This window comes from Alteromonas naphthalenivorans (genome assembly GCF_000213655.1).
Lineage (GTDB): Bacteria > Pseudomonadota > Gammaproteobacteria > Enterobacterales > Alteromonadaceae > Alteromonas > Alteromonas naphthalenivorans.
In genome coordinates, this window is the sequence record NC_015554.1 from 3,556,624 (window position 1) to 3,577,001 (window position 20,378).

The 20,378-nt window shown below is 45.1% G+C and carries 16 protein-coding genes; 8 read left to right on the forward strand and 8 right to left on the reverse strand.

All coding sequences use genetic code 11. From position 1 onward, the window contains the following. Nucleotides 1-33: 33 nt before the first annotated feature. Complete coding sequence (locus AMBT_RS15500) at nt 34-723, forward strand: YitT family protein (protein WP_013785581.1); 690 nt, start codon at nt 34-36, stop codon at nt 721-723. Nucleotides 724-1,073: 350 nt separating this feature from the next. Here the strand turns inward: AMBT_RS15500 and alr are convergent, their stop codons facing one another. After that, nucleotides 1,074-2,141 (reverse strand): alanine racemase, encoded by a 1,068-nt coding sequence (gene alr / locus AMBT_RS15505; RefSeq protein WP_013785582.1) that lies wholly within the window; start codon nt 2,139-2,141, stop codon nt 1,074-1,076. Nucleotides 2,142-2,447: 306 nt separating this feature from the next. Here alr and murQ point away from each other — a divergent pair, with 306 nt between their 5' ends. From murQ to AMBT_RS15520, 3 genes are read left to right on the forward strand one after another with little or no spacing between them, the layout of a single operon-like run. Beyond that, complete coding sequence (gene murQ, locus AMBT_RS15510; RefSeq protein WP_013785583.1) at nt 2,448-3,389, forward strand: N-acetylmuramic acid 6-phosphate etherase; 942 nt, start codon at nt 2,448-2,450, stop codon at nt 3,387-3,389. 16 nt (nt 3,390-3,405) lie between these two features. Further along, nucleotides 3,406-4,785, forward strand: a complete 1,380-nt coding sequence (locus AMBT_RS15515; RefSeq protein WP_013785584.1) for an exo-beta-N-acetylmuramidase NamZ family protein — start codon at nt 3,406-3,408, stop codon at nt 4,783-4,785. Continuing rightward, nucleotides 4,778-7,891, forward strand: a complete 3,114-nt coding sequence (locus tag AMBT_RS15520; protein ID WP_013785585.1) for an FAD-binding and (Fe-S)-binding domain-containing protein — start codon at nt 4,778-4,780, stop codon at nt 7,889-7,891. Before AMBT_RS15515 ends, AMBT_RS15520 begins: the two co-directional genes overlap by 8 nt. Here the strand turns inward: AMBT_RS15520 and AMBT_RS15525 are convergent. Together AMBT_RS15525 and AMBT_RS15530 are read right to left on the reverse strand one after the other, a co-directional pair. Beyond that, nucleotides 7,844-8,866, reverse strand: a complete 1,023-nt coding sequence (locus AMBT_RS15525) for a mechanosensitive ion channel family protein (protein ID WP_083820200.1) — start codon at nt 8,864-8,866, stop codon at nt 7,844-7,846. The genes AMBT_RS15520 and AMBT_RS15525 overlap by 48 nt on opposite strands. A 241-nt stretch (nt 8,867-9,107) precedes the next feature. Further along, nucleotides 9,108-10,970 carry a glycoside hydrolase family 3 N-terminal domain-containing protein gene (locus AMBT_RS15530; RefSeq protein WP_013785587.1) on the reverse strand — a complete coding sequence of 621 codons (1,863 nt, stop codon included), beginning with the start codon at nt 10,968-10,970 and terminating at the stop codon, nt 9,108-9,110. Nucleotides 10,971-11,311: 341 nt separating this feature from the next. Here AMBT_RS15530 and AMBT_RS15535 point away from each other — a divergent pair, with 341 nt between their 5' ends. Together AMBT_RS15535 and ggt are read left to right on the forward strand one after the other, a co-directional pair. Continuing rightward, nucleotides 11,312-12,688 (forward strand): Na+/H+ antiporter NhaC family protein, encoded by a 1,377-nt coding sequence (locus tag AMBT_RS15535; protein ID WP_013785588.1) that lies wholly within the window; start codon nt 11,312-11,314, stop codon nt 12,686-12,688. A gap of 129 nt (nt 12,689-12,817) precedes the next feature. Beyond that, complete coding sequence (ggt, locus tag AMBT_RS15540; protein WP_232363232.1) at nt 12,818-14,452, forward strand: gamma-glutamyltransferase; 1,635 nt, start codon at nt 12,818-12,820, stop codon at nt 14,450-14,452. A 56-nt stretch (nt 14,453-14,508) separates the two neighbouring features. Here the strand turns inward: ggt and AMBT_RS15545 are convergent, their stop codons facing one another. From AMBT_RS15545 to AMBT_RS15560, 4 genes are all read right to left on the reverse strand, one after another. Further along, the gene (locus AMBT_RS15545; protein ID WP_013785590.1) at nt 14,509-14,928 is read right to left on the reverse strand and encodes a VOC family protein; all 420 of its coding nucleotides are present in this window, start codon (nt 14,926-14,928) and stop codon (nt 14,509-14,511) included. A 9-nt stretch (nt 14,929-14,937) separates the two neighbouring features. Beyond that, nucleotides 14,938-16,344 carry an aldehyde dehydrogenase family protein gene (locus AMBT_RS15550; RefSeq protein WP_013785591.1) on the reverse strand — a complete coding sequence of 469 codons (1,407 nt, stop codon included), beginning with the start codon at nt 16,342-16,344 and terminating at the stop codon, nt 14,938-14,940. Between the two features lie 236 nt (nt 16,345-16,580). Beyond that, the gene (locus tag AMBT_RS15555) at nt 16,581-17,879 is read right to left on the reverse strand and encodes an adenylosuccinate synthase (RefSeq protein ID WP_013785592.1); all 1,299 of its coding nucleotides are present in this window, start codon (nt 17,877-17,879) and stop codon (nt 16,581-16,583) included. Between the two features lie 173 nt (nt 17,880-18,052). Next, nucleotides 18,053-18,235 (reverse strand): DUF2065 domain-containing protein, encoded by a 183-nt coding sequence (locus AMBT_RS15560; RefSeq protein WP_013785593.1) that lies wholly within the window; start codon nt 18,233-18,235, stop codon nt 18,053-18,055. 283 nt (nt 18,236-18,518) lie between these two features. On the opposite strand from AMBT_RS15560, the gene AMBT_RS15565 reads away from it, so the two are divergent. Beyond that, the gene (locus AMBT_RS15565; protein ID WP_013785594.1) at nt 18,519-18,944 is read left to right on the forward strand and encodes a hypothetical protein; all 426 of its coding nucleotides are present in this window, start codon (nt 18,519-18,521) and stop codon (nt 18,942-18,944) included. A gap of 28 nt (nt 18,945-18,972) precedes the next feature. Here the strand turns inward: AMBT_RS15565 and trxA are convergent, their stop codons facing one another. Further along, entirely contained in the window at nt 18,973-19,842 is an 870-nt protein-coding gene (gene trxA, locus AMBT_RS15570; RefSeq protein WP_013785595.1) for a thioredoxin, read from the reverse strand. A 175-nt stretch (nt 19,843-20,017) separates the two neighbouring features. On the opposite strand from trxA, the gene AMBT_RS15575 reads away from it, so the two are divergent. Next, on the forward strand, nt 20,018-20,347 hold the full coding sequence (locus AMBT_RS15575) for an Mpo1-like protein (RefSeq protein WP_013785596.1): 330 nt from the start codon (nt 20,018-20,020) through the stop codon (nt 20,345-20,347). The last annotated feature ends 31 nt before the right edge of the window (nt 20,348-20,378 follow it).

The following is a 20,378-nucleotide window of genomic DNA, read 5'->3' on the forward strand; positions in this document are numbered from 1 at the left end:
ACAGCGTGTCTTATCAACTAAGAATCGCCACTTATGCAAAACTCCAATCACAGTGTTATCGAAGATATCTTTGCATTAGTTAGTGCCGGATTATTCGTGGCGTTTGGTGTATTTCTATTCCAATCACAAGATTTGATGGTGGGTGGCGCTGCGGGTATCGCATTGCTGGGGACTTACGCAATTGATATGGACTTTGGTGTTCTATTTTTCCTCATTAACTTGCCATTTTATACCCTAGCGTGGACTCGCATCAGCAAGCGCTTCACATTGAATACATTTATTTCTGTGACCACGGTATCAGTCTTAACTGAGCAGATCCCAGCCTTCGTCGACATTTCTAGCATTGATCCTATTTTTGCTGCCATTTTTGGTGGCTTGCTTATAGGCGTGGGCATGCTGATTATGTTCAGACATAGCTCTAGTTTAGGCGGCTTGGGTATTTTAGCGTTTTACCTGCAGTCTCGATTTAATGTGCGCGCAGGTACATTTCAACTTACGGTAGACAGCGTTATTCTGCTTTGCGGGCTTTTCTTTATTCCATGGCATTTAGTGCTTATTTCGATTCTAGCCGCGTTCTGCTTAAATATGGTCATTTCGTTAAACCATCGCCCAGAACGTTATATACCTGCGAATAAAGAGAGTGAAAAGTCGCCTGAAAAAAAGGGGTCTAGCGTGCAGTCGTGTGCAACAGTAAACACTAATCTACACGCTCAAAACAACTAGTCTGTTAATTTTTCGCCTGCGCTAAACGTAAAAAACCCGGCCATATCAATGCCGGGTTTTTATATTATTCCTAACGTAACGCTTTGTATCCTTGTCGCTACCCTACTGCTTTTTTCTGCACAGGCTTAAACGGTCGACTTACTAGTCCTCGATTCACCCTAGGGCGAGAAAACGAAGTACGCATACAAACCTCACTTACGTGATATACCCACAACAGTCGAAGATGAAATATTCATCTCAATACTGAAAGTGGGACGTTAGTATAGGCACAAGCGAGTGAAAAACACCCCATTGTTTCGGTGAATGGTCATTCATCAGCGCATTTACAAGAATGTAAACTACTGTAAGTGCTAGCGATATTTCACTATGCGAGGTACACGGGCTGATACTCGGGTTAACAATTCGTAATCTATGCTATCTGCAGCTTCTGCCACCTCGTTAATAGGTACATTCTCACCCCAAAGTTCTACCCTATCGCCAATGTTAACGTTCGAAATATGGGTAACGTCGATGGTGATCATGTCCATAGACACACGCCCTGCTAGGCCAGCGCGCTCGCCGTTTACGGCAACAGGCGTACCGTTAGGGCAATGCCTTGGGTAACCATCAGCATAACCAATACCTACCGTAGCAATGCGGCTATCTTTTTGTGCCACCCAGTTTTGACCGTAACCAACCGACTCGCCTTTTGGCACATCGCGAAGGGCAATAATACTAGAACGTAACGTCATGGTAGGGGCTAATGCCACATTGGCCGTATTTGGCTGGCCGCCGTAAACCGCAATGCCTAGGCGGTTCCAATCGCCACGGCTTTGTGGCCATTCAATGGTGGCCGGAGAATTGGCGATACTGACAGGAAGCGCTAACTGTGTAGCTATCTGTAAAAACGCACTAAGTTGCTTCTGCGTGAAGTCGTTACTGGTGTCGTCTGCACAGGCTAAATGAGTAACTAGCACGGTATCTTGCGTAATAAGCGACGCATATTGCTTAACAATACTCGGTAGCGTGTTCAGCACGAAACCCAACCGATGCATACCACTGTCGGCTTTTAGCCAAATAGTAGGCCGACGGTCTTCAGGGCAGGCTAACATCCATTCTAATTGCGCTTGATTGTGCATTACTAGAATACAGCCATGTGATGCAGCCATAGCGCACTCTTTAGCTTGGTGTGCACCTTCTAACACTACGATAGGCGCTGTTATCCCTGCCTCTCTAAGTGCAATAGCTTCTTCAATAATTGCCACTGCAAACCGAGGGGATACATGTTGTAGAATACGTGAAACGTTAACTGCACCATGCCCATAAGCATCTGCTTTTACCACCGCCATAGAACGGCTTGTAGGGGCTAATTCTGCTAATAGTTTAAAGTTACTTAAAATAGCATCAGCGTGAATAATGGCTTGGGTTTGACGGCTCACAGTAAACAGATAATCCTTTGTATTTGCATAGGGGCAGAGTGTATCACGAGTTGAATGAAATCGAATTCTCGGTACACAAATTTATGAACGCACGTACGAACTATGCTTCTGTTATCTTTTGCCCTATGGAGCACGCCTTGTTGGTTTGCGCCTCTCTGGTTTACGCTACAGGTTCGCCACATTATAATGCGTTGTAAATATGGTTAATTTGCTCTTACACATATATGCAAATTCAGTATGCTAGCCAAGACCTCCAGCATGAATGTATAGCAAATTAACTCCCATTGTCTTTCGTAAGGTATCACCATGCAGCCCACCGACTCATCACGCAGTATTCACCACCTCGCTAAAGATTTAGAACGGGTAGTGTCTGAAGGGCGAAACCCCAATACTGTAGATATTGATACCCTTTCCACAGAAGGAATGCTGGCGCGAATTAATCATGAAGACGCCAAAGTTGCCCCAAGTGTGGCAACCGAAATTCCTGCCATCGCCAAAGTGGTAAACGCCGCTGCACAAAGCATCGCAAAAGGCGGGCGACTCATTTATATAGGCGCGGGCACCAGTGGCAGGCTAGGTATTTTAGATGCAGCTGAATGTCGGCCAACCTTCAGTGTGCCAGATGGGGTTGTAATCGGCATTATTGCTGGCGGCGAACGAGCGGTTTTACACGCAGTTGAAGGGGCAGAAGATAATCGAGAAGCCGGCAAGCAAGATGTTATTAATATTACGCTTAGTCAACACGACACACTGGTTGGGTTGTCAGCAAGTGGGCGCACGCCTTATGTTTCAGGCGCCCTTGCGTATGCGCAATCTATTGGCGCGGCTACTGCGGCTATAGCCTGTAGCCCAAACTCGGCCATATTTGAACATGCCGATATTGCCATTTGCCCAGTGGTGGGCCCCGAGGCACTTACCGGTTCAACAAGAATGAAATCTGGCACTGCGCAAAAGCTGGTACTTAACATGATAAGTACCGCTACCATGATCAAGCTGGGCAAAACCTTTGAAAACTTAATGGTGGATGTCAACGCAACTAACGAAAAGCTAAAAGCCCGCGCCCTACGCATTGTGATGCAAGCCACTGAATGTAATGAACACGACGCCGCTACCGCGCTAAAAGCATCGAACAACAATGCAAAGCTGGCTATCTTAATGGTGCTAACGGGGGCTAATGCCGACGACGCGGCTAAACAATTGGTGGCCAGCAATGGCTATTTGCGTCACGCTGTAAAACAACCGCTTTAAAAGGCCACCTTCATAAATGCCTATCAAGTCGCTACTTACATTCGTTTTGCTATTAAGCGCTGCTATTACTTTTAGTACGCCAGGCTATGCCAAAGTTCATGAGGAGGCTGACGTTGCCGAACGTAGGTTACAAGTGGGCGCAGCGCAATTTGAAGAATACTTGCCTTTACTTGAAGGCAAACGAGTCACACTGGTAGTTAACCAAAGCTCGATTATAAAAAACTCAACGATAAAAAGCTCGGGTGTAAAAAACAGTTCGTTGGAGCCTATTCACTTAGTCGACGCGTTGCTAAGTCGTGATATCAATGTGGTGAGTATTATGTCGCCCGAACATGGCTTTCGCGGCAAGGCGGGAGCGGGTGAAAAAATAGATAACGATGTTGATGCTAAAACGGGTCTTCCTATTCACTCCCTTTACGGTAAAACGAAAAAGCCAACGGACGACATGTTAGCCAATACCGATATTTTGGTGTTCGACATTCAAGATGTAGGGGTGCGTTTTTATACGTATTTAAGTACCTTACATTACGTGCTGGAGGCCGCTGCTCAGGCGCATATTCCTGTCATAGTATTAGATAGGCCCAACCCTAATGGCACCTTTACTGATGGCCCTATTTTACAGCCTGATTATGTATCGTTTGTAGGCATGCACGCCATTCCTGTATTGCACGGCATGACGTTAGGCGAGCTCGCATTAATGATAGTGGGTGAACAGTGGATTGCGACCGATGCCATTGATGCGAAACAGCCAGCGCAGCAGCAATCTAAGTCGCTGGCGCATCAAACCAAGCAGCAGGCGCTGTTAACGGTTATTCCCGTGGCAAATTATCATAAACAAATGCCTTACTCTCTGCCTGTTGCCCCCAGCCCGAATCTACCTACTGATGCTGCCATTGCCTTATACCCCACCCTTTGCTTTTTTGAAGGCACGGACGTAAGTGTAGGAAGAGGTACACCGCTTCCTTTTCAACTTATCGGCCACCCTGTGGTAGCGCTTGGCGATGAAAGTATAGACGTAGCTGCTAACCAAGCAGCACCATCGCCTAAACACAATAACACTACCCTGAAGGCTTCATTAATGACTCAAGCCCTTGTTTCCGGGTTAGATATTGAGGTACTACTTAGCGCTTATGCTCAGTTTAAAGAACAAGGCATCACCTTTTTCACTCGCCCAGATTTTTTCGATAAATTAGCCGGTACGGATTCACTCCGCCAGGCCATTATCGCAGGGAAAACCAGCAAGCAAATACAAGCAAGCTGGGCTGAAGGCTTAGCCACATTTAAACAACTTCGCGCCCCCTATTTGCTATATCCGGCAACGGCTTCTGAATTACCTAGCGAAGGAAAAGGCGGCGTTAACACTATCAATATGAAAGCAGAAACGCATCATGAATAACCATAACGGGAAGGGAAAAGCCAAGACCGAACAGGTAGTGCATAACGCAACTAATAACTTTCATGCCTTTTTAACGGGCATTAGTGAATGGTTAGCGCCTGAAAATATTATTGGCGATAAACCTAGGCTAATTGCCCTTGCTACTGACGCCAGCTTTTACACCAAAATTCCTAAGTTAGTCATAAAAGTGCCGAGTATTCACGTTATGTGCCGCGTATTAGCAATGGCAAATCGCTTAAATATTGCCCTGACATTTCGAGCGGCGGGCACCAGTTTATCTGGTCAAGCAATTACAGACTCGGTATTGGTCATGCTAACCCCAGATTGGCAACAGTATGAGGTAATAGATAACGGCGAAGCAATATCATTAGCGCCAGGGGTTATTGGCGCAAAAGCGAATCGAATATTGGCAGGCTATGGCCGAAAAATTGGGCCAGATCCGGCTTCGATTAACGCCTGTAAAGTGGGCGGCATTGCAGCGAATAATGCATCGGGCATGTGCTGTGGGGTGAAAAACAACTCGTATCACACTCTGCGTCACATTCACGTATTGTTGCCCGACGGCAGTGAAGTCAATACCGCTGATGCACAAAGCATTTCCGCGTTTGAGCAAAGCCATAGTGTATTGTTAGCCTCTCTTGCTGCGCTTCGCAACTCGCTACTAGCGAATACAGCATTGACTGAAAAAGTACGCTATCAATATCGCCTTAAAAATACTATGGGGTATGGCCTCAACGCCTTACTTGATTATGACAACCCGCTAGATATTTTTACACACCTAATGATTGGTTCAGAAGGTACATTGGGCTTCATTGCTAACATTACCTACAACACCGTACCTTTGCCTCGGGCGCGAGAAACCGGGTTGTATTTATTTGAAAACTTCAAAGACGCTTGTGCAGTTATTCCTGCGCTAAAAGCCTGTGATGTAGATGCTGTAGAGTTGATGGACGCCAGAGCATTGCGCGCCGTTGCGCCGTTGCTAGACAAGGTGGTGGTTAGCAAACGCAATATTAGCAATCCAGATGCTGTTGCCCTACTTATTGACGTGGGTGCCCCGTCACAGGCTGAACTAGATAGTACGCTTAAGACGGTGCGCAAAATTTTAACCCAGCCAACAGTGGGTATAAGTAAAGAATATGAGCACCCACCTAAACAAGAGCATAAGCAAGAGCAGAAGCAAGGCCAGCCTCTGCAAGATTTTACCGCAGAGCCCAACATCATCGAAAACTTGTGGAGCATTCGAAAAGGGCTATTTCCCGCAGTAGGCGCAGTAAGGCCCACTGGTACCACGGTCATTATTGAAGACGTGGCCTTTCCATTAGAAAGTTTGGCCGATGGGTTAAATGCGTTAGTCGCCTTATTCGAAAAACACGATTACCACGACGGCATTATTTTTGGTCATGCACTCGATGGCAATGTGCACTTTGTGTTTAGCCAAGGTTTCAATACCCCAAATGAAATCAACCGCTATCAGGCCTTTATGGCCGATATAAGCGTGCTAGTGACACAGCGCTTTGCGGGGAGCTTAAAGGCCGAGCATGGAACGGGGCGTAATATGGCGCCGTTTCTTACTGCACAATGGGGTGATGAAGGTGTGGCGTTAATGCGCGCGCTAAAAGACATTATCGATCCTAAGGGTATTTTAAACCCAGGGGTTATTTTAAATGACGACCCTCAAGCGCATATTACTCACCTTAAGCCGATGCCTGCAGTACAAGACACGGTAGATGCCTGTATTGAGTGCGGCTTTTGTGAGCCTCAGTGCCCCTCGCTTAATTATACGTTGTCGCCCCGTCAACGTATTGCATTAAAGCGCCGACAAACGTCTTTGACAGAACCTGCGGCTGTTAATGAAATTAACGAAGCGTTTTCACACCTAGCCGTAGATAGCTGTGCAGCAACGGGGCTATGCGCTAGCGCTTGTCCGGTAGGCATTGATACTGGGCAGTGGATAAAACAAATACGTGGCCAGCGTACTAGAGGTTCTGCGACCAAATTAGTCAGTGATCTTGCCGCTAAACATACCGATAAGGCGTTATCAATTGCACGTTTTTCACTAAACATCGGCCATAAAGTAAAAGGGGTAATTGGCGAAAAGGCATTTAATTCTATTACAGGTGCACTACATTTACCCCAGCTTCATAGTGCTGTTCCCCAAGCTTCGCAATATAACAAAAATACTTCGCAGTATAAAAACGAACCAGATTTTAACGCTACTACTCACGCTAATGAAACAGCTTCTGAAGCACATAAAGCGACTGAAAAAGAAGCTGGGTACATCGCCGAGTTACCTACCCATTTAGGGCAGCAAAACTGTTCTGAGAATACCGCTGGGAAAGTGACTGAGAAAATGGCTAGGAAAGCGCTTTCTGAGGCGCTTTCTCAGACGGTTTCAAAAGTAGTTTACATGGTAAGTTGCCCAAGCAAAGTTTTCGGTGGCAACGCTAATGAAAAAAGTGTTATTCAGGCTGTGGTCTCTTTGTGTGAAAAAGCCAACGTGGAAGTGGTGTTCTCTAGCGCAAAAGACCATTGTTGTGGCCAGCCTTGGGATAGTGAAGGTGAAGCAATCACCGCGAGAGATAAACTCGCGGCGTGGACACAAGAAGTTTACACACTTTCAGAACAAGGACGCTGGCCTGTCATCATTGACAACAGCGCTTGTGCTTATAACGTAACTTCAAAAAACACCAACAACTCAGACTTCAACAAAATAGAGATATTGGAAGTTAGCAAGTATTTACTTCAGTACATTTCACCTCGGGTAAAGGTGGTTAAAACAGATGCCCCTACAATGCTTCATATTGGATGTTCAAGTACTAAGCTAGATTCAGGGGTTGCTATTAACGCGTTGACGAACCTTTGTACTTCAAACGTTATTGTTCCTACTGACATCACCTGTTGCGGCTTTGCGGGTACTAAGGGCTTCACTAATCCGGGTTTGAACCAAAGTGCACTGGCACCGCTTGCCAGTCAGGTGCCTGAAGATTGTTATAGAGGGGTATCGAATAGCGCAACCTGCGCGATTGGTTTAAGCCTGCACAGTGGGGTGATTTATTCACACATCGCGGTGCTGCTCGACGAGGTCAGCCAGCCGCTTTTCTAACGTCGCTTTGTGTGTTTTCAACTGTTCTTTTTCGTCACCCTCTGCGGTCTCAAGTTGCTTGCTGATAGCCACAATTTGCTCGGCTAATCCTTCTCGATTTTTCTCGTGCTGCTCAGCCTCTTCCGCTTTATCAAAAATGATGGCCTCGGGATTAGTTTCCTCATCTTCCTGAGAAGCAGCTGCCTCTTTTGATGAGCCAGGTTGCCGAGGAATCATTTGCACACCGTCTACTTGAGGCCGCTGATTTATGAAGGTCGGTGAGACAATTTCAATGCCCGTGTTATGCAATGCATCAAGCACCGATTTGTGTAATCGCGAGCGCGCACTTAGCATGCTTTTCACTTCTTTAAGCAAGCCTGCAACTCGGTAGCTTACCGAGAAATCTCCTAAGGAGATCACTTGAACGAAAGGGTCTTCTAATTCAGCATTGGCCGCTGCAGTTAGTAAGTGCTTCTCAACCTCTGAATGGTGAATATCGTATCCTAAACTTAAATCAACCGAGACAATCGCACCTGAGGCACGTGTTACTCTCACCGGTGTGTTCACCATTAGGGTGTTTGAAAAAGCAATTAACTCACGAGTTTCGGTTTGAATTTCCGTATCTAGTAAGCCCATCTCAGCTACCCTTCCGCTGTAATCTTCTACGCGAATAAAGTCTCCCACTTTGAACGGTTTATTTACCCGTAATACCAAACCCGCCATCAAATTTCCCACCATGGTGGTAGATGAAAACGCGATGACACCGGATAACAAAACGCCAATTAAGGCGATCACCTGATTGCGCGTACTTTCGTTCACCGGAAGTGCCATGGAGATGACGACCAAACCTACAATAGTAAGTACTAACAAAGTAACTTGGCGTGGCAATTTTTCTTCACTGGTTAAGTGAGATTGTCGCGCAAGTAGCACGTAATGAAGTGCACCTAGCCCCAATACCACCAGTACAATTGCTAGTACTAGCGGAATAAAAGGCATGAGAAAAGCCACCACTGTATCCACACTGAAACTCCATTTTATTCTTATTGCCAAGTCACACTTAACTTAGTGTTTCGCCGTATGGCGTCGTATTTTTACGTTACTTTGTTTTTAGTTTGTTAGCACGAATCACTGTAAACCACTAAACTTAATTATTTATTATCAATAATTTACACGCAACATCGATTATTTGAATTTCTACTAACTGGCCGGCGCTATAACACTAACACTAACACTAACACTACTCAGATGCGCCGCTCCACTGAACAGGCACATAGTCGTTGGGTCTGTTCAGGCCTAATATGGTTTCTATTAGAGCATCAAAAATAGGGCTATATATCTCACTATCTACGTTGTAACTGAATGTAGCAATAGCGATATCGGTGTGCGGCTGCATTTCTTTAGCTATATAGGGCATACGAAGCGGCACTAAAACCGTGGTAAGCCCTTGTTTTTTAGCTTGTTGCAAGGCTGATTTAGTAAATCTATGCACATCATCTAGCGGTGCCCTTGAAGCCATCGCTTCTTCATTATCGAAGCCTTTCATCTCATAAACGGCATGTTGCGGTGAGATATCCCCCACGATTAACAGGTCAGCTTGCTTCAATGCATATTCGAAGGTGGCTTTGTTTGGCAGCTTAGTAAGCGGCAGGCAAGCCATTCTCAGCGTGGGCGCAATACTAGTCAAACTTTTTTCAAGCGCTAAACACCTAAGCGCATCAGGCATTAACGCCAGCCAGGTTTTCTGAGTAACAGGGAGTTTTTCGGCGCCATAAAGTGATGTGATCGCCGCCCTAGAAAGCGCTTTCTCAATTTGAATATTACGTGTTTTTTTAACATTATTCTGTACGTCTGAAACCCGCCAGGAAAGCGCTTTCTCAGCGTACCTATTCAGGCTAAATTTAGCTTTAAGCAACGCAATGCGTTGTACGGAAGTTGCAAGCTGTGTTGAGGGAACTTCACCACTGCTTATTCGCTTACTTACCTTGCCCATTAATGCAGCAAACATGTTGATATCTTGTGGTGTTCTAATGGTGAACGGCATTAAGGCAATGTCGGCACCCGCTTGATAGGCTTTTATCATGGCATCTTCTGGTGAGAAGTATTTAGCAATGCCCGCCATATCTAATGCATCGGTAACAACCACGCCTTGGTAACCCAGCTCGTTTCGCAATACATCATGGAGAATCTTACGTGACAAGGTTGCAGGAATGGTCATCTCCCTCCCCTGTTTGTCTTTGACGGTAGTGCTATCTAATGATGGGTATTGGATATGCGCACTCATCAACATACCTGGCGGGTTTCCACCGCTGATAATTCGGCTAAAAGGTAATAGGTCACCTTTTAGCGCTTGCGCTTTTGAATGCTTAACGTTGGGCAGGCTGGTGTGGCTATCTGTTTGTGTATCGCCATGACCAGGAAAATGTTTAATAGCACTTATTACACCGCTTGATTGCAACCCATCTACAAACGATTGCCCTAGCACCGCAACATCGCTAGGTGTTTCGCCAAAACTACGTACATTAATGACTGGGTTTTTAGGTTCACTGTTAATGTCTACAGACGGGGCGAAATTTGTATTTATCCCTAAGGAGCTCAAACTACTTCCAATGCCCTTCGCTACGTTTTCGGAAAAAGCAGTGCCGTGCTGATAATAGCTTGCCCCTATTGCCAAATTTCCGGGGAAAGGCGCGAGCATAGAAGAAGGCAAGCGAGCCACTCTTCCCCCTTCCTGGTCTACAGCAATAAATAGCGGTGGCAGCTTCGCTTTTGCCATGGCCTGTTGCATGGCGTAATTCAACTCTATTAGCTGCTTGTTGGTTTTAATATTTTCAGAAAATAAGATAACGCCACCAATATTGTGGGTGATGAGTAAGTCTTTAAGCGCATTTGGTAGCGTGGTTACCGGCTTTTTACATGCTTTCGAGCTAGTGCCATCATCGCAGTAGAATCGAAAATCTAGAATGATTTTTTGGCCAAGAGATTTTTTTATCTGTTCATGCTGGTTTGATTGGTTCGCATAAGTACTAGGCAACAGTAAAATGCATAGACTAAATAAAAAAACGCGAGATAAAACGGTTGCTAACGAGGGAATAAGGCGCAAATAAGATCCTAGGTAATTATAGATTTTTTAACAGTTAACGGTGTACTTATAACGATAAGTTAAGCTTTGATACGCATAATAATTGCCATAGTATCAAAAACCAATGCATACAGAATAAATACGTGTCATTCTGTGGAATTAACCGTGTGCTCTGCGGTACGCTAGTCGCTATTGCTCATAGTAATGAATATGAATGGCTAATAGATGTGCAGTTTACTAGCAAGTCGATGGTTTCACATTCTCGAACATCGACGTTTCGATTTAGTATCAACGTACAAGCTCAGATATTCGCTCTTTAAGCGAATGGCAGTATTTCACAATAATAAAGTATGGAAAGTAGTATGGATTGGGTATCAATTATCCCCCCATTGGTTGCGATCATTGTCGTATTCTGGAAAAAAGAAGTTATCTTGGCATTGCTATTAGCGGTGCTGTGCTCTGAAGCACTTATTTTGTTAACTGCAAGCCCCGCCACCAGCTTTCTTGCTCCAATAAATGCTATAGAACGCGTAGTCGATACCGCTTCCAGCCCAGGTAATACCCGAGTCATTCTATTTTCTGTATTAGTAGGCGCGCTATTAGCATTTATTCGCGACTCTGGCGGAGTAACGGCTACGGTTAACTACTTAGTTGGTAAAGGGGTAGCCAAGAATAAGAAACAGGTTGGCAGCCTGACTATGTTTACCGGTATCGCAGTATTCATTGAATCGAATTTGAGTGTGTTAACGGCGGGGATCTTTGCTCGAGGTTTATTTGACCGCTTCGGCATGAGCCGCGCTCGCTTAGCTTATATTATCGATTCCACCAGCGCACCAGTATGCATACTCATTTTACTTAATGGTTGGGGAGCGTTCATATTAAGCTTGCTCGACACTTACGAGCTACCAGCATCTTCAGCCTCAATATTATGGGGCAGCGTGTTCTTTAACTTCTACGCTATTTTTACCTTGCTAATTGTGGCTTACACCATAGCCGCAGACAAAGTGCACGGCCCATTGGCAGTGGAAGAGAAAACCCTATCGAAGACAGACATTCCGCAACAAACTGAAACCGCCACTAAAGCGCGTTATATGTTAGTGCCATTGCTAACGATGGTATTCAGCATGGTGGGCTTTATGTTTTGGACTGGTAACGGCACCTTGTCTGAAGGTAGCGGCAGTAAATCTGTGCTTTATGCCACGGCACTTGCCACCGCTATCGCTTATGGCCTTTTACTTTGGCACAAACGATTCACTCACAAAGAAGCCGTAGAGATTGGCTTTAAAGGTATGGGCGAATTACTACCACTGGTCACCATTGTTTTGCTTTCTCTTACCTTGGGCAATAGCTTAAAAGACTTAGGCACAGGTGTATTTGTGGCAGGCGTGGTAGGTGAATACCTTCCCCTTGTTTTCATCGTGCCTATGTTGTTTATTGCAGGGGCGGTGATGTCCTTTACCACCGGCACATCATGGGGCACCTTCGCGATTCTTATTCCCATCGGAGTGCCATTAATTCAAACCCTTGGATTACCCCCTTCTTTGGTTGTTGCAGCCATTCTAGGTGGCGGAATTTTTGGTGACCATTGTTCGCCTATTTCCGATACCACGGCCGTGTCGTCATTAGCCGCAGGCTGTGATGTATTAACCCATGTAAAAACCCAGTTTCCTTACGCGCTTGTGGCGGGCGGGTTGACCTTGGTGGGTTATCTTATTGCTAGCATTATTATGATTGGCTAGCGTGAATTACGACAAGCTTGCGCTAGGTCTATTTTTCACAATTCTGATAATAAGTTTTATTTAAGTTTCTCAATTTTAAGGAGTTAGGCAGTGTTGAAGAAAACGTTTTTTCTATTCTCATTTGTATTTCTGACAGCATGTAGTCAAACAGGCGTTGAAGTAACGCAAACTCAACAGCAAGCCGTCGCGATGCCCGATACTTTTAGTGCCGACGCCGCATATGCTGTTTTAGAAGACGGCGGTAATGCGGTAGATGCTGCCATTACGGCGCAGTTTGTGCTGGCAGTGACTTTACCTGAAGCAGGTAATGTGGGCGGCGGAGGCTTTATGACCATTGCGTTTGAAGGCATCACTGACTTTCTTGATTACCGTGAAATGGCACCGTCTGATGCACACCGAGATATGTACTTGGATGACGAGGGGGATGTGAAACCTTACGAATCACTTTTTGGCGCGAAAGCAGCAGGTATTCCAGGCACGGTTGCCGGTATGTGGGCTGCCCATCAGAAATACGGCAGTTTGCCGTGGAGTCGCTTAGTAGCACCTGCGGTTGAACTTGCTGAAAATGGCTTTTTAGTGCCTGAAAAACTTGCTAGCAACATCACTCGATATTTAGCTCGTACCCGCGAACAAGGATTAAACAGCAACTTTGCTAGTTACTTTGAACAAGCTAAAGCCAATACAATATTCAAGCAACCTGAATTAGCCACTACGTTAAAGGCGATTCAACAGCATGGCCAAGATGGGTTTTACCAAGGCGAGGTTGCTGAGAAAATTGTTTCCTTTATGCAAGAAAACGGTGGGCTAATTAACCACACCGACCTTGCGGCTTATAAAGCCGTATGGCGTAAACCTCTTGAACTGAATTGGCAAGGGTTCACACTAGTTACAGCACCACCACCAAGTTCAGGCGGCGTGGCGGTAGCCCAGTGGATTGGTATGCTTGAAAGCTATGGAAGCAATCATACACTGCCAGATCATAACAGCGCGGAATACCTGCATGTTATGTCTGAAATTGGTAAACGTGTATTTGCAGATAGAGCAGAATACTTAGGCGATCCTGACTTTGTTGAAGTCCCTGTAGCTAAGCTTGTTGCTCCTGATTATATCAAAGCCCGCGCTGCGCTTATTCAACCCAATAGTATTTCAGACACGCCAAGTGTTAAACCTGGCTTGAAAGAAAGTGAAGATACCACCCACTTTTCTATTATGGATAAATGGGGCAATGCTATTGCTAACACCACCACCATTAACCTTACCTTTGGTAGCGGCGTGGTAGTAACGGGTGCAGGGTTCTTGCTTAATGATGAGATGGATGATTTTAGTGCTAAGCCTGGCGTGCCTAATTTCTTTGGTGCTGTTGGCGGTGAAGCGAATGCCATTTCGCCTTATAAGCGCATGCTATCTTCAATGACACCTACCCTAGTAACACAAGGCGGTGATGTGGTTTTAGCAACCGGCTCGCCTGGTGGCACAACCATTATTTCGTCGGTAGCACAGTCGTTATTAAACGCATTATTGTTTGATTTTGATGCCAAAAAATCTGCTAACGCTCCCCGCTTTCACCACCAATTACTGCCTAAAGATACTATTCGTGTTCACCCGGGGTTTGACGAGTCAACATTGGCTGAATTAACTGACATGGGCTACACCATAGATGCCCGCCGCTTTGGAGATGTGCATTTAATTAAGCGCACCTCACAAGGTGTAGAGGCCGCTTCTGAAGCAAGTGGTCGCGGTAAAAGTATAGTGTCTGCACGCTAAATCATGCTGTTGTTGTAGCGCTTTCACCTATGAAAGCGCTCACGGCTCAATACAGGCTAATCAGTCGCAAATAACTGTTCGATAGCGGCAAATGCTTTGAACTCCAGCGCATTACCGCAATAGTCCATAAAGAACATAGTGGCTTGTTCTCCTGGCTGGTCTTTAAACCGAATATACGGCTCAATAACAAACTCTATATCGGCGGCACTTACTTTGTCAGCCAATGCCTGCCATTGAGACATTTCGAGCACCACGCCAAAATGCGGAACTGGTACAGCATGGCTATCTACCCCATTATGGGAAGGGGGTGAAGGCATTTTCTCAACGCAATGGGTGACCAACTGATGACCGAAGAAATTCCAATTAATCCATTGGCTATCACTACGCCCTTTTTCACAGCCTAATAGTTCGCCATAAAAGGCCTCTGCATTGGCAAGGTTACTGACGGGTATTGCTAGATGAAACGGCTGCGCCATGGTCACGTCCTATAAGAATTTCTTCAATAACGATAGTTTGAATTTAGAAAATGGCGCATAACGTACGGGAGCATCTAAAGCGAAGGCCCGCTTCATTACGGTCTTAACATGGCTAAAGGTATCAAACCCAGCTTGGCCGTGATAACTGCCCATGCCGCTATTACCCACGCCGCCAAAAGGAAGCTCTGGGTTAGTCATGAAAATCATCGTGTCGTTGGTACACACACTGCCCGAGCTGGTTTTTTCAATGATATTATTAAGTGCTTTATCGTCATCACTGAACGCATACAGCGCTAGTGGTTTTGGCCTATCGTTGATAAACCCGATAGCTTCGTCGATAGAGGCGACGGGCACTATGGGTAAAATAGGTCCGAATATCTCTTCTTGCATGATTGCGCTGTCTTTCGCGGGGTCGAGCACCAAGGTGGGTGTCATCGCAGGTCGCGCTTCGTTGATATCGCCACCATAAACTACGTTAACCCCATCTAAGTACCCTTGCAGGCGATGCAAGTGGCGAGTATTGATGATATTGCCATAGTCTTTTGACGAAAAAGGATTTTTACCGAACTGGGATTTAAGCTCTTTCTTAATGGCGTCTATTAGCTTTTGTTCAAAACCTTTCACTACTAGCACGTAGTCAGGCGCAATACAGGTTTGCCCTGCATTCATCCACTTACCCCAAACGATTCGACGCGCGGTAATTTTCAAGTTGGTGCTGCTATCAACAATACAGGGGCTTTTACCGCCAAGTTCCAGCGTAACAGGGGTTAGATGCCTAGCGGCTGCAGACATGACAATTTTGCCAACCGCTTCGCCGCCAGTGTAGAAAATATGATCCCATTTACACGCAAGTAACGCCGACGATTCTTCCTTCCCGCCCTCAATCACTTCTACACATGAAGTATCCATGTACTGGGGGATGAGTTTTGCCACAATCGTTGAGGTTTCAACGGCCAGCTCGGACGGCTTTAAGACCGCGCAATTACCCGCTGCTAGTGCTGCTATGTAAGGCGCTAGCAACAACTGAAGGGGGTAGTTCCATGCGCCTATGATAAGCACTGTGCCCAAGGGCTCTGGTTGCTGAAAGCTTTTACCCGGCCACGCAATAAGTGGGGTGGATACCTTACGAGGCTGCATCCATTTATTTAAATGCTTTAGGGTATGCTTAATATCCGATAGCAAAAAGCCATGTTCAGCCACGTAGGCTTCACTTTCACTTTTGCCTAAATCTTGATGAAGTGCATGTAGAATATCTTTCTCATTTTCAATCAGCAGGCGCTTTAGCGCCTCTAATTGGCTCTTACGCCATTCTAGTGAGCGGGTTTTGCCAGATTTAAAACTAGTTTGAAGCGAGGCCACCGTATCAAGAAAGCAAATGCTGGGTTCTACGGCGTGAAGCGTTGGTTGACTAGACATAATACATTCCACCTACATATGAAGACTGTTGACCTGCTGGGATTTAAATTCAGGTTCAGGGGCAATCGAATAAGCTGTTATTCATCTTATAGTAATGAGGGCGATAAAACACAACACAATTATTTTGTTAACTAATGTTTAATTATTACCTCATTATCAGTTTACTGCCTACACAAAAAAGCCCGGAACTTAAAAAAGTACCGGGCTTTTAAAGTGCCTAACCAGGCGGGGTTAGTTTACGCGTCGTATGGGTTACGTAAAACAATCGTCTCGTTACGATCAGGGCCGGTAGAAACAATATCTACAGGAACACCGGTAAGGTGCTCTAGGCGCTGAATATAATTTTTTGCAGCTTGTGGTAAGCCCGCAAACGTAGTAACACCGTACGTGTTGTCGCTCCAACCTGGCATTTCTTCATACACTGGGGTGACTTTATCGTAACCGTCAGCCGCCATTGGAGGCACATCTTTTACCTTACCGTCTGCATCTTTATAACCGATACAGATTTGTAAAGTTTCAAGGCCATCAAGCACGTCTAACTTCGTTAAGCAGAAACCGGTAATCGAGTTGATTTGTACGGCACGTTTCATTGCCACGGCATCGAACCAACCAGTACGGCGTTTACGACCGGTAGTCGCGCCGAACTCATGACCTTTAACACCTAAATGATTACCCACTTCGCAATCAAGCTCGGTAGGGAATGGGCCAGAACCTACACGTGTGGTGTAAGCCTTAACAATACCCAGTACATAATCTAACTTTAACGGACCAAAACCAGCGCCGGTAGCTACGCCGCCAACAGTAGTATTAGAAGACGTTACATAAGGATATGTACCGTGGTCGATATCAAGTAATGTACCTTGCGCACCTTCGAACATGATTGGCAAACCCGCTTTATGGGCTTTATCTAGTTCGTCGGTAACATCAACCACCATCGCTTTAAGGATGTCAGCAACGGCCATGGCACCTTTTAAGGTTTCATCAAAATCGACCGCTTCTTCACCGTAATATTTAGTCAATGTGAAGTTGTGTACATCAAGTACTTCTTTGAGCTTAGCTGCAAAGTCTTCTGCATTGAATAAATCGCCCACGCGTAAACCACGGCGAGCCACTTTATCTTCGTATGCTGGACCAATACCACGCCCAGTAGTACCAATTGCTTTAGCACCACGAGCTTTCTCACGCGCTACGTCTAAAGCAATGTGATAAGGAAGAATAAGCGGGCATGCTTCACTGATTTTCAAACGCTCACGAACTGGAACACCACGCTCTTCAAGCATAGTCATTTCAGTCATAAGTGCGTCTGGGCTGAGTACTACGCCGTTACCAATAATGCAGGTAACGTTGTCACGCAGAATGCCTGATGGGATTAAGTGAAGAACGGTTTTTTCACCGTCGATTACTAGAGTATGACCTGCATTGTGACCGCCTTGATAGCGAACCACATATTTTGCTCGATCAGTAAGTAGGTCTACTACTTTGCCTTTACCCTCGTCACCCCATTGAGTGCCGAGTACCACAACGTTCTTTGCCATGAATCATATTGTGTAAGAAAATTAGGCGGGGATTCTATCAAAAATTCATACCCTTTATCATCTGTTTTATGCGCAAAAATACGCCAGTTATTGCAGATTTATGGACTTTTTCAGTCTGAACCTCGCTAACCATCTGTATATTCGAACTATTTTTAGTTACTCATTCAAGCCTATTAAGACAAGTAAAAAAGGCAAACCACACCGATGACAACTAAAACACCGCCGGTTTGGCGTAATTGATTGGTCGGCATCTGACTTATTTGCAATAAATATAAGCGCCAGCGCGTAGGAAATAACAAAGGGCCAATTCCCTCTACAATAAGCACTATTGCTAGCGCGGGCCAAAGCCAGTCCATTATATACCTCATTGTTTTATTTAAATTATTGTCACCTAAACCCTGTAACATACCATAAAGCGTACTAGCAGCTAGCGGCGCTTAAGGTAATTACGTAAGCATAGTAATCACTCATCAGAGAATACGGCACACATAAATACCTTATTTTGCTAACCTAATGGTTATTCGAGTGTTTAATATTCAACCTACTGAAATTTTTCACTTTTTCTAACGCAAAATAGTGCAAAAAATCTATCATCTGCTATATGTAAAGTATTGCACTTAATCACACGGAAACAAATTCATGCGTTTTCCCAAATATGGAAATTATGCGTTAGATATCTCTGGGAATGTATTGGAAGTGTTTGCTACGGGCGCGTGGAATTTAAAAACCGCTGAAGCCTTTTCTGAAGAAATGCATGACCTAGTGGACAGGTTCGAAGATAAACCATGGGGCGCTATTCTAGATGGCCGCAGATGGGTATTGTCTACACCAGATACACAACAAGTCGTCATTGACGCTATTAAATATAGCATTACTAAAGGGCTACGACGCTCTGCCTATGTGTTAGACACCGGCATGGTAAAGCGCGCGCAGCTAGAATATACCCACCCTGCCAAAGAAAGAGACTTTAATCTTCAAGGTTATGAAAGAAACTACTTCCAGCACTATTTCTCAGCGCTTAATTGGCTAGACAAAGAAGGCTTTTCACCTATAGCCAAAACGTAAGGGCACATAAGCGCCCTTACATTCAATGTTAATAAAGCAAGCTGTAGACCTTGCGTCTATATTCAGATTTGAGCGCATCACCGTCGGTTAATGCATTAATCATATCCAGCATTATTTTACGTGCATCCCCAAAGCCTAGCTCTTTTTTAAGTACGCTTAGCAACAAGGATAACGCCTCTTCCGATTTATTAGCTTGGTGTAACTGCACAGCCAAATCCACTTTAAGTTGTAAGTCATCTGGATTAGCCGCTACCGACGCCTGCAATTGGCGAATTTCAGGTGTATCTGCTGCCTGTTCAGCAAGTTCTATTTTACCGTTAAGGGTATTATAACGCGCATCTTGATCGACTAACTTAATCTCGTCCAACATGGCTTTGGCCTGTGTTATCGACCCTGTCTCAATGTAGCAATCAATAACCATATACTTGGCATTGATGTTGTCAGGGCTCATCTCTAAAACTTGTTTCGCATTCGATAAGCCTTCTACATAATCGCCCCGTTGAATAGCTTGTCCTGCCGCCGCAAGAAAATCATCTTCTGGATTAGGTAGGTACTTAGCTAGCATCTCACGAATTTGCGCTTCGGGTTGCACACCCGCAAAGCCATCTACAGGTTGACCGTTTTGCACGACCATCACGGTCGGCAAACTACGGATACCAAATTGGCCTGCAACTTCCTGCTGCGTTTCGCAGTCTACTTTGGCAAGAATAAGGTGTTCGGCATACTCTCCTGCTATCTTTTCTAAGATAGGCAGTAAATCTTTACATGGCTCACACCAGTCTGCCCAAAAATCAATAAGCACTAGCTTTTCTTGTGATGCTTCTAAGATAACTTGCTGAAAATTCTCAACAGTAATATCAACGATAGTTGCCGCATTGTTCGCAACAAGATTGTCCATAACGTGGGCCTTTTAAAACATTTATTTTCTGACAATGAATATGGGGTAACTGATAGCAAAAAACAACCGCTACAAAAAATCGGCAACAATGTCGTATTCACGACATACTTACCTTGGCTGGCGTGTTAATTTGTTGTTAACTCACGCATAACGATACTCACTGGAGGGCTACGTCATGGCTACCGAGTCAAACGTTCAAACTCAATTTCAATCTTTTAGCGAGTTCTATCCTTATTACCTTGCAGAACATGCCAATTTAACCTGTAGAAAATTACACTTTATTGGTTCTTGGTTAGTGTTAGGTGTCATCGCCAGCAGCTTAATTACGAGTAACTTCGCATTGTTATGGCTGATCCCAGTAGTAGGCTACGGCTTTGCGTGGGTGGGGCATTTCTTTTATGAGAAAAATAGGCCTGCGACTTTTCGCCACCCGCTTTATAGCCTGCTGGGAGACTGGGTGATGTTTAAAGACATTCTAATAGGTAAAGTAAGTCTTAGCGCTTAGCAACTGTAAAACCCTATCATCTAATCGGTAC

What these genes read in the sequence shown, in the direction of transcription:
- AMBT_RS15500 (WP_013785581.1), top strand. Translation starts at nt 34, where the DNA reads ATGCAAAACTCCAATCACAGTGTTATCGAAGATATCTTTGCATTAGTT.
- murQ (WP_013785583.1), top strand. Translation starts at nt 2,448, where the DNA reads ATGCAGCCCACCGACTCATCACGCAGTATTCACCACCTCGCTAAAGAT.
- AMBT_RS15515 (WP_013785584.1), top strand. Translation starts at nt 3,406, where the DNA reads ATGCCTATCAAGTCGCTACTTACATTCGTTTTGCTATTAAGCGCTGCT.
- AMBT_RS15520 (WP_013785585.1), top strand. Translation starts at nt 4,778, where the DNA reads ATGAATAACCATAACGGGAAGGGAAAAGCCAAGACCGAACAGGTAGTG.
- AMBT_RS15525 (WP_083820200.1), bottom strand. Translation starts at nt 8,866, where the DNA reads ATGCCTTTTATTCCGCTAGTACTAGCAATTGTACTGGTGGTATTGGGG.
- AMBT_RS15535 (WP_013785588.1), top strand. Translation starts at nt 11,312, where the DNA reads ATGGATTGGGTATCAATTATCCCCCCATTGGTTGCGATCATTGTCGTA.
- AMBT_RS15545 (WP_013785590.1), bottom strand. Translation starts at nt 14,928, where the DNA reads ATGGCGCAGCCGTTTCATCTAGCAATACCCGTCAGTAACCTTGCCAAT.
- AMBT_RS15550 (WP_013785591.1), bottom strand. Translation starts at nt 16,344, where the DNA reads ATGTCTAGTCAACCAACGCTTCACGCCGTAGAACCCAGCATTTGCTTT.
- AMBT_RS15555 (WP_013785592.1), bottom strand. Translation starts at nt 17,879, where the DNA reads ATGGCAAAGAACGTTGTGGTACTCGGCACTCAATGGGGTGACGAGGGT.
- AMBT_RS15560 (WP_013785593.1), bottom strand. Translation starts at nt 18,235, where the DNA reads ATGGACTGGCTTTGGCCCGCGCTAGCAATAGTGCTTATTGTAGAGGGA.
- AMBT_RS15565 (WP_013785594.1), top strand. Translation starts at nt 18,519, where the DNA reads ATGCGTTTTCCCAAATATGGAAATTATGCGTTAGATATCTCTGGGAAT.
- trxA (WP_013785595.1), bottom strand. Translation starts at nt 19,842, where the DNA reads ATGGACAATCTTGTTGCGAACAATGCGGCAACTATCGTTGATATTACT.
- AMBT_RS15575 (WP_013785596.1), top strand. Translation starts at nt 20,018, where the DNA reads ATGGCTACCGAGTCAAACGTTCAAACTCAATTTCAATCTTTTAGCGAG.